Source organism: Streptomyces sp. NPDC059456 (genome assembly GCF_042750055.1).
In the GTDB taxonomy this organism is placed as follows: Bacteria; Actinomycetota; Actinomycetes; order Streptomycetales; family Streptomycetaceae; genus Streptomyces.
Genome location: NZ_JBHYVA010000043.1, coordinates 14623 through 17195, shown reverse-complemented (window position 1 = coordinate 17195; position 2573 = coordinate 14623). Strand labels below are relative to the sequence as shown.

The 2573-nt window shown below is 68.4% G+C and carries 2 protein-coding genes and 1 pseudogene; all 3 read left to right on the top strand.

Going from position 1 to position 2573, the window contains the following annotated elements; all coding sequences use genetic code 11:
- The first annotated feature begins 139 nt into the window (after positions 1-139).
- On the top strand, positions 140-721 hold the full coding sequence (locus ACFXA3_RS06745) for a suppressor of fused domain protein (RefSeq protein WP_385182888.1): 582 nt from the start codon (positions 140-142) through the stop codon (positions 719-721).
- Between the two features lie 154 nt (positions 722-875).
- Positions 876-2018 (top strand): ASCH domain-containing protein, encoded by a 1143-nt coding sequence (locus ACFXA3_RS06740; protein ID WP_385182886.1) that lies wholly within the window; start codon positions 876-878, stop codon positions 2016-2018.
- A 68-nt stretch (positions 2019-2086) separates the two neighbouring features.
- Positions 2087-2502: pseudogene (locus tag ACFXA3_RS06735) on the top strand (transposase); the annotation flags it as partial.
- Positions 2503-2573 lie beyond the last annotated feature (71 nt).

The following is a 2573-nucleotide window of genomic DNA, read 5'->3' as shown; positions in this document are numbered from 1 at the left end:
TACACCACCCGCCTCCCCACCCCCCCCCCCGGCGCCGTGGCCCCCCACACGGCGGGCTTAACCACCGGGCCCGCCCCGGGGGGGGGGGGGCCGGACTCACAGCCAGGACACCTGGGCCAGCCGTGAGATCCTCTCCTTCATGTTCGAGAGCGAGCGCAACCAGCGGGCGATAGCAGGCGTCGAGGCCCACGTTCGCGACTTCTTCACAGGCCACGCGATCACGGTCAGCGACTACGACCTGGGACCTGGACGAAGGGAAGCAGTTCCCAACCTGAGGATCCTCACCGTCAGCCCAGGACCGCGCGCCGACAGCTGGGCCTACATCACTGCCGGCTGCTGGTCCACGGTCGAGACCGACGGCCACGGCCTCGAATTCGTCCTCACCGCGCCCGTCCGCGACGCACGCTTCGCTGATCTCCTGGCCATGACCGCCTACTACCACGCCGATCACCACCTCGATCTCGAGCACAGCCTGCCCATCGGGGAGCCGTGGCTGCCCGGGTCCCACTGCGACCACCTGCTGATCAGCCTCCCCTACCTGCACGGCCCGAACCTGGAGCACTGCCCGCTGCCGGACGGCCATGCCCGCATCCTCTGGGCCCTTCCGGTCACCGCAGCCGAGATGGCATACCGCCGTGAGCACGGCCACGAAGCCCTTGAACAGCTCTTCGACGAGCACGCGATCGTCCCCACCGATCCAAAGCGTCCATCCGTCGCCTGAACATCGCGGGCACAGTTCGGGCACAAGCGGCAGCCAGGAAGTTCTCCAGCGCCGTCAAAACTCGTCGACAAGTTGAGGCCCAGTGATCACCGATCGCCGCCCAAAGTCATCGACAAACGCTGTCCCCCTTCATGAACGAAGCCACACAGCCGTTGTGAAGGAGCTCATCGGCAGGTGGCAGCCCTGGCACCTTGCACCGCCCGGGCCCTCGCGCCCGCCCGCCGCGTCCGCCGCCAGTGCCGCGAAGCACACCGACGTGCAGAACACCGCCGAGGTTCTCACCGTCGGCATCAATGGTCTACTACAGCCACGGCAGAGCCGCGGCCCGGGATCGTCGTCCGTGACCACGACCAGCCTCAGCCGGGCCGCTCCGTCCCTGCCCACAGGACCGCCATGGGGGCCGGCCAAGGCAAGTCGAAATGCCGTGGAACCCACCTGCGTGGCGTGGAATGATCTTCGGCGACTGCTGACGAAAGGGAAGGCTGAAAACGTGTACGTACCGTCATCTGCGCGAGCTCTCGATGATGACGAGCGTGAGCTCGTGGAGCTGGCCCGCCGCACCATAGACGCGCATACCGACGCCGGGCCCGACGAAGACGGGATCCACACGATGGGGGCTGCGGTCATGGCCGCCGACTACCGGATGTTCGCCGGCGTGAACCTCTACCACTTCACCGGCGGCCCCTGCGCCGAACTCGTGGCTCTGGGAGCCGCGCGAGCCCAGGGCGCCCGCCAGATGCGCTGCATCGTTGCCGTGGGAAACCACGGGCGCGGGGTCGTCGGCCCGTGCGGGCGCGATCGGCAGGTCTTCGTGGACTACTACCCCACCATGCGCGTCATCGTGCCCACGCCCGAGGGGCCCAGGTCCGTTCTCGCCGCCGACCTGATGCCGCTGACCCAGCGATGGACCCCGGAGACGGGGATGAACGGTCTCGACCCGTCGCTCTACCAAGACCCCGAGACGGCCGGGCCCCCGATCATCCGGTTCAACCCCCGCTACCTTGAAGACGTCCGCTCTGGCGCCAAGACCAAGACCACCCGCTTCCGGGACCCGGCCCAGCTCGGGCCGGCACGGCTGGTGTTCGAAAGCGACCCCGAAGTCGTCCTGCCGGCCGAGGTGACCGGCATGAGGCACTGCCTGGTCGCCGACCTCACAGACCAGGACGCCCAAGCCGAGGGGCTGACGACCGCAACCGAACTCCGGGAAGCCCTCAAGGGCCACTACCCAGATCTCGTGGAAACCGACGAAGTCGACGTAATCACCTTCCAGGTCAACGAGAAGACAGGCGCTGCTTAAACCGTGGAGGCACCAGCGACGACCGGGCTGCAAGGTGACGATGAGCAGATCTCCTCTGACGCCCGCGCCGGCTCTTGGCCGCCGCCCAGACCGGCAGCGAAGTTGACTGGCTGGTCGCGATCGACTCCACGATCGTGCGGGCCACCAGCACACAGCCGCCAAAGGGGGCTCGACGAACGGGCCCTGGGACGCTCCCGCGGCGGCCTGACCAGCAAGATTCACCTCGCCTGCGACGTACGCGGCCGACCCATGTCCTTCGTGCTCACCGCAGGCACCCGGAACGACTGCACCCAGGCGGAAGCCGTCATCGGGCTGATCCGTGTCGCAAGTGGCGGCCCGGGACGACCACGTCTGAGACCCGAGCGAGTCATCGCGGACAAGGGCTACTCATCCCGTACCTTCCGTGCCTACCTCCGAAGACGCGGCATCAAAGCAACGATCCCGGAGCGTGTCGACCAACTCGCGGGCCGTTCCCGGCGCGGGGTCCCGCCCTGCCACTGGCTCACGACCAGCTCCCCGGGCCGCACCCGCGCGGTCGGCCGCGCCCCACCCCGC

Bases quoted from the DNA above. Each gene is read 5' to 3' on its own strand.
- ACFXA3_RS06745 (WP_385182888.1), top strand. From the start codon at position 140: ATGTTCGAGAGCGAGCGCAACCAGCGGGCGATAGCAGGCGTCGAGGCC.